Source organism: Desertihabitans aurantiacus (assembly GCF_003344635.1).
In the GTDB taxonomy this organism is placed as follows: Bacteria; Actinomycetota; Actinomycetes; order Propionibacteriales; family Propionibacteriaceae; genus Desertihabitans; species Desertihabitans aurantiacus.
Window position 1 is genome coordinate 1 of sequence record NZ_QPKK01000249.1, and the last position, 5,668, is coordinate 5,668.

The 5,668-nt window shown below is 73.9% G+C and carries 8 protein-coding genes; 6 read left to right on the plus strand and 2 right to left on the minus strand.

Going from position 1 to position 5,668, the window contains the following annotated elements:
* Positions 1 to 408 (minus strand): hypothetical protein (locus tag DVA66_RS16335; protein WP_114561028.1); only part of this gene is annotated, 408 nt, incomplete at its 3' end.
* A 102-nt stretch (positions 409 to 510) separates the two neighbouring features.
* On the opposite strand from DVA66_RS16335, the gene DVA66_RS16340 reads away from it, so the two are divergent.
* The 5 genes from DVA66_RS16340 (at position 511) to DVA66_RS16360 (ending at position 3,693) form a co-directional block, all read left to right on the plus strand.
* Entirely contained in the window at positions 511 to 1,029 is a 519-nt protein-coding gene (locus tag DVA66_RS16340) for an SseB family protein (RefSeq protein ID WP_114561029.1), read from the plus strand.
* A 303-nt stretch (positions 1,030 to 1,332) separates the two neighbouring features.
* On the plus strand, positions 1,333 to 2,004 hold the full coding sequence (gene infC, locus DVA66_RS16345; RefSeq protein ID WP_332872881.1) for a translation initiation factor IF-3: 672 nt from the start codon (positions 1,333 to 1,335) through the stop codon (positions 2,002 to 2,004).
* A gap of 146 nt (positions 2,005 to 2,150) precedes the next feature.
* Positions 2,151 to 2,345 (plus strand): 50S ribosomal protein L35, encoded by a 195-nt coding sequence (rpmI, locus tag DVA66_RS16350; protein ID WP_114128023.1) that lies wholly within the window; start codon positions 2,151 to 2,153, stop codon positions 2,343 to 2,345.
* A gap of 126 nt (positions 2,346 to 2,471) precedes the next feature.
* The gene (gene rplT, locus DVA66_RS16355; protein ID WP_114128024.1) at positions 2,472 to 2,846 is read left to right on the plus strand and encodes a 50S ribosomal protein L20; all 375 of its coding nucleotides are present in this window, start codon (positions 2,472 to 2,474) and stop codon (positions 2,844 to 2,846) included.
* Positions 2,847 to 2,880: 34 nt separating this feature from the next.
* On the plus strand, positions 2,881 to 3,693 hold the full coding sequence (locus DVA66_RS16360) for a TrmH family RNA methyltransferase (RefSeq protein ID WP_114561031.1): 813 nt from the start codon (positions 2,881 to 2,883) through the stop codon (positions 3,691 to 3,693).
* Between the two features lie 4 nt (positions 3,694 to 3,697).
* On the opposite strand, the gene DVA66_RS16365 is transcribed toward DVA66_RS16360, so the two are convergent.
* Positions 3,698 to 5,008 (minus strand): uracil-xanthine permease family protein, encoded by a 1,311-nt coding sequence (locus DVA66_RS16365; RefSeq protein WP_114561032.1) that lies wholly within the window; start codon positions 5,006 to 5,008, stop codon positions 3,698 to 3,700.
* Positions 5,009 to 5,064: 56 nt separating this feature from the next.
* On the opposite strand from DVA66_RS16365, the gene DVA66_RS16370 reads away from it, so the two are divergent.
* Positions 5,065 to 5,668: LLM class flavin-dependent oxidoreductase (locus DVA66_RS16370; protein ID WP_114561033.1), on the plus strand; the 604-nt coding region annotated here is incomplete at its 3' end.

Genomic DNA, 5,668 nt, shown 5'->3' on the forward strand with positions numbered 1-5,668 from the left:
CGGACGCCGTCCGCCGGCCTGCGTCGCAGCGGGTGCGGCGCCGCGGCCCACCGCCGGGGCCCGGTCGCGGCCCTCGGCCGCCGCGGTCCCGCTGCGCAGGTGGGAGCGGCGCACCAGCAGCCCACCGACCACCCACAGCACCACCGCCACCGCCAGCAGCGCGAACCCGACCCACACACCGGGGGAGAAGGCCAGCCGGCCGGCCCAGCCGACGAGTGCGACCACCGCGTCCCAGACCATCCGCAGCAGCCCGGTCAGGTAGAGCGCCACCGGGGTGAGGGTGAGGGCGGCGCCCTGCAGGATGCGGCCGCGGGCAGCGCGCCGGCTGCGCCAGAAGACCACGGTGGCCAGCAGGCCGAGGATGGCGAGGGCGACGCAGAGCGGGAGCAGGGCGGTGTCGGGGCTCATGGCACCAAGGCTGCCACCCTCGTCCGCACGCGGCATGGGGCATCCCCCGTGAGGGTCCCTGAGTCGCACCCGCTGCGGCGGTCAGGGCCTACGGTGGGACCCATGCCCGAACCCCAGCGCCGGCTGCACGACCCGCTCAAGGCCCTCGCCGACGACGACGGCTCTGCCGACCCGGCGGTGCGGCAGGCGCTGGCGGCCTCGGTCTCGGCACCGTCGACCGAGAGCTACCTGGCCGCGTTGGCCGCGCTGTGCGGGACGCGGCTGCTCACCCCGATCGTCGCCGTGGGGGAGCAGGGCCCCGGCGGTGGGGACAAGTCGGCCGACATGTCGGCGGTGCTGCTCTCCGACGCCGCCGGTCGGCGGGCGATGCTCGTCTTCACCGGGGTGGACAGCCTGCAGCGCTGGGACGCCCGCGCCCGCCCGGTGCCGGCCACCCTGGACAAGGTGGCCGAGGCGGCGCTGGCCCAGGACGCGGTGGCGCTGCTGGTCGACCTGGAGGGCCCGCACCCGGTCGTGCTGGAGCAGCCGCTGCTCGGCGAGCTGGCCCGCAGCCGGCGGCTGGTGGCGTTGCCCGACGGCGGGTTCGGCTGGATGCAGGCCGGCGGCGGTGACCCGTCCTGACCGCGTCGGAGGAATATCCGGGCCGCGGATTGTGCTGCACAGGGTGCAGTCGTCTAGACTGCATCGCGACCGATCCGGTTCTTCCGGGTCTGCAAGCGGAGACCTGATCTCCCACCCGCCACGGCCCTCGGTCGTCGGGTAGGTCACCAGAGGCCGGTCCGACGGACCCGCCGACGGTGTGTCTCAGGGTCTCCGCGTCCGCGGGGACCCTTTCGTGGTTCCCGGGGGGCGTGCAGCCCGGGGTGCGGCGGTCGCGACCCGAGGACCAACCGTACTGGAGGACACATCAGCACCGAACCACGCATCAACGACCGCATCCGCGTCCCCGAGGTCCGACTCGTCGGCCCCGCGGGAGAGCAGGTGGGGGTCGTGCGCATCGATGACGCGCTGCGACTGGCTCGTGAGTCCGAGCTCGATCTCGTCGAGGTCGCGCCGATGGCTCGCCCGCCGGTGGCCAAGCTCATGGACTACGGGAAGTTCAAGTACGAGAACGCCCAGAAGGCCCGTGAGAGCCGCCGCAACCAGACGAACACCGTCATCAAGGAGATGAAGCTCCGCCCGAAGATCGACAGCCACGACTACGCGACCAAGAAGGGTCACGTCGTGCGCTTCCTCAAGGCCGGCGACAAGGTGAAGATCACCATCATGTTCCGCGGCCGCGAGCAGAGCCGTCCCGAGCTCGGCTTCAACCTGCTGAAGCAGCTCGCCGACGACGTCGAGGAGTTCGGCTTCATCGAGTCGACGCCCAAGCAGGACGGGCGGAACATGCTGATGGTGCTGGGCCCGCACAAGAAGAAGACCGAGGCCAAGGGTGACGTCGCCGCCGAGCGCGACGCCAAGATGGCCGCCCGGAAGGCCGACGCCGAGCTGGAGGAGACCGAACGGGCCTCGCAGCGGGCCGAGCACCAGGCGCAGCCCAAGAAGAAGAAGCGGAAGGGTCCGGCCGACAACATGGATCCCGACGTCGATCTCTGAGCGGTCGACCGGCCGCTGAGCGGTCGGTGACCGACGGGTCCGCAGCTCACCCCGAGCGACGGACCAGCGCCCGCCCCGGCGGGTGCGACCCGGTGGTCAGCGCCCACCCGGGAAACGCACGAAGGACAGGAACGGAGCGGCTAGCCATGCCGAAGATGAAGACGCACTCCGGTGCCAAGAAGCGGTTCAAGCTGACGGGCTCGGGCAAGGTCATGCACCGCAAGGCGGGCAAGATGCACCTCAACGAGCACAAGCCGTCCACCCGGACCCGCCGCCTCGACGGCGACGCCGTGCTCGCCAAGGGCGACGCCGCCAAGGCCAAGAAGCTGCTGGGCAAGTGAGCCCCCGCCGCGGCGCGCGAGTGACCCCGCGTCACCGCTGAGCGGCGGCCACCACCCGTTCCCGGCCGTCCACCGGCCCGACACACCCGCGCCCGCCACCTCGGGCGCCCACGAAGGAGAATCACCATGGCACGCGTCAAGCGCTCCGTGAACGCCCAGAAGAAGCGCCGCGAGGTCCTCGAGCAGGCCTCCGGCTACCGGGGCCAGCGCTCGCGGCTGTACCGCAAGGCCAAGGAGCAGGTCACCCACTCGATGGTCTACGCCTACCGCGACCGCCGGGCGCGCAAGGGCGACTTCCGCAAGCTGTGGATCCAGCGGATCAACGCCGCCGTCCGCGCCGAGGGCATGACCTACAACCGCTTCATCTCCGGGCTGCGCACCGCCGGCGTCGAGGTCGACCGCAAGATGCTGGCCGAGCTCGCCGTCTCCGACTCCGCCGCGTTCGCCGCGCTGGTCGAGGTCGCCCGGGCCCACCAGCCCGCCGCGCCGGCCGCCGCCTGAGCTGAGCAGCAGCGACCGCTCCGGCGGTCCCGCGATGTCCGAGCCGACCGTCACTCCGCAGGGGTGGCGGTCGGCTCGTCGTCTGCGCACCCGCAAGCAGCGCCTCGTCGAGCGGCGGTGGCTGGTCGAGGGCCCCCAGGCTGTCGGTGAGGCGGTGGCCGCCGGGGTGGTGCGCCGGCTCTTCGCTACCCCCGAGGCCGCCGGGCGCCACCCGGTGCTGCTGGCGGACGCCCGGACGTCCGGGGCCGCCGTCACCGAGGTCACCCTCGACCAGCTCACCGGGCTGGTCGACACCGTCACCCCGCAGGGCGTGGTCGCGGTCTGCGACGCCGTCGACGTGCCGCTGGCCGACGCCCTGGGCGAGGCCCCCCGCCTGGTGGTCGTGTGCGCCCGGATCCGCGACCCCGGCAACGCGGGCACCGTGATCCGCTGCGCCGACGCCTTCGGGGCCGATGCCGTGGTGCTCACCGACTCCTCGGTCGAGCTCGGCAACCCCAAGGTGCTGCGGGCCAGCGTCGGCAGCGTCTTCCACCTGCCGGTCGCCACCGGCGCCACCCTCGACGACGCCGTCACGGCCTGCCGGGAGCGCGGACTGCAGGTGCTCGCCGCCGACGGCGGGGCCCCCGACCAGCTGGACGCGCTGGCCTCCCGCGGCGCGCTGGCCCGGCCGACCGCCTGGGTGATGGGCAACGAGGCCTGGGGCCTGCCGGCCGAGGACGCGGCCCTGGCCGACGCCCGCGTCGGCGTCCCGCTGTGGGGTGCGGCGGAGAGCCTCAACCTCGCCACTGCCGCGGCGGTCTGCCTCTACACCACCGCCGCCGCCCAACGCTCCGGCAGCGCGGGCTGAGCGCTCAGACCGCCGGCGGGGACAGCTCGCCGGCGCTCCGGCCGCCGCGCAGCCGGTCGATCCCGGCCATCAGGTGGTAGACGACCAGGGTCGCGACGGTGCCGAGCACGATGCCGCCCACGCTCACCTCACCGGCGTTGACGGTGAAGTCGGCGATCGCCACGATCAGCCCGATCCCGGCGGAGAACTGGTGGCGTGGCAGCGAGAAGTCGACCCGGTGCTCCACCCAGATCCGCACGCCGATGATCCCGATCAGCCCGTACAGGGCGGTGGTCACCCCGCCCAGCACACCGGCCGGGGTGGCGAAGATCAGCGCACCGACCTTGGGGGAGAGGCCGAGCAGGATCGCGGTGGCGCCGGCCACCCAGTAGGCGGCGGTGGAGAACACCCGGGTCGCGCTCATCACGCCGATGTTCTCGCCGTAGGTGGTGGTGGCCGAGCCGCCGAAGGAGCCCGCCAGCACCGTCGCGAGCCCGTCGGCCATCAGGGCGCGACCGGCCAGCGGGTCGAGGTCGCGGTCGATCAGCTGGCCGACCCCGCGGACGTGGCCGACGTTCTCGGCCAGCAGCGGCAGCACCACCGGCACGAACAGCAGCAGCGCCGGCAGCTGGTCGGCGTCGAAGGAGGGCAGCTGGAACTGGGGCGGCCCCACCCAGGCCGCCTGCCGCACCGGGGTCAGGTCGACCTGGCCGAGCGCGGCGGCCGCCAGGTAGCCGACGACGACGCCGATGAGGATCGACAGCCGCGCCACCAGACCGCGGAAGGCGACCGCGACCAGCACGATCACCGCCAGCGTGATCGCGGCCACCAGCGGCGAGGCCTCGAAGTTCTGCTTCGCCGCCGGTGCGAGGTTGAAGCCGATCAGCGCCACGATGGTGCCCGAGACGACAGGCGGCATCAGCGCGGTCAGCCAGCGCGTGCCGACCAGCTGCACCACCAGCCCGACCAGCGCCAGCAGGGCCCCGGCCAGCACCACCCCGGCCAGCGCGAGCCCCGGACCGCCGGCGGCGCTGGCCGCGGTGATGGGCGCGATGAAGGCGAAGGAGGAGCCGAGGTAGCTGGGCAGCCGGTTGCGGGTGATGAGCAGGAAGAGCAGGGTGCCGATCCCGGAGAACAGCAGCGTGGTGCCGGGCGGGAACCCGGTCAGCGTCGGCACCAGGAAGGTGGCACCGAACATCGCCACCACGTGCTGCATGCCGAGCCCGATGGTGCGCGGCCAGCTCAGCCGCTCCTCGGGCAGGACCAGCGCGCTGGCGGCGTCCCCGGTCGCCGGGTCCACGGGTCGGTCGCTGCGCGGCGTCCAGGGCAGGGACATCGGGCTCCTCGGAGTCGGTGGGGGCGAGGGTCGGGCGGAAGGGTAGCGTGCGGTGCGTGCCCGAGCTCGGTGTCATCATCCCGCCCGACCAGCCGCCGGAACGCTTCCTGCAGACCGCCGTGGACGCCGAACACGCCGGTCTGGACGAGGTCTGGGTCTGGGAGGACTGCTTCGCCGAGGCGGGGGTGGCGACCGCGGCCGCGGTGCTGGCCCGCACCGAGCGCGTCCGGGTGGGGATCGGCCTGCTGCCGGTGCCGCTGCGCAACGTGGCGCTGACCGCGATGGAGCTCGCCACCCTGGCCCGGCTGTTCCCCGACCGGCTGCTGCCCGGGATCGGGCACGGGGTGCTGGACTGGATGGGTCAGGTCGGCGCCCGCGCCGCCTCGCCCACGACGCTGCTGCAGGAGTACACCGAGACGCTCGGCGCCCTGCTGACCGGTCAGGAGGTGAGCACCCAGGGCCGCTACGTCGAGCTCGACCGGGTCCGGCTGCGCTGGCCACCGGCCGGACGGCTGCCGCTGCTGGTCGGTGCCCGCGGGCCGCGCACCCTCGCGCTGGCCGGCGCGCTCGGTGACGGCGTCATCATCGACGACGCCGACCTCGGCACCGTCGTCCCGGCCGTGGCCGCCGTCCGCGAGGCCCGCGCCGCGGCCGGACGCG